1 protein-coding gene is annotated in these 223 nt (G+C 43.5%); it reads left to right on the plus strand.

The window, feature by feature from the left end; translation table 11 throughout:
• The coding region (locus OQJ86_RS26540; protein WP_265992375.1) for a hypothetical protein at positions 1-207 on the plus strand (207 nt) is incomplete at its 5' end.
• Positions 208-223: the final 16 nt, after the last annotated feature.

Consider the following 223-nt stretch of genomic DNA (forward strand, 5'->3'; position numbering starts at 1 on the left):
GAATTCTCAAAGGAGATTGGATACTCTCAACATCACCAAGGGTTGGTCAACAACCGAATCATCATTCAACTGACCCCTGAAAGAACGCGGCTGGTCGCAACCGTTCATTTAGATGCCCACTCTCTAAACTATGAAATTAGCAGCACTCAAGATTGCTTCGATTTTTGCCAACTACTTAAGGCAATAGAAAGTGTCAAAAGCTTCTAACCAGCCTTGAGCTCTG

Source organism: Vibrio sp. Sgm 5 (genome assembly GCF_026241575.1).
Lineage (GTDB): Bacteria > Pseudomonadota > Gammaproteobacteria > Enterobacterales > Vibrionaceae > Vibrio > Vibrio jasicida.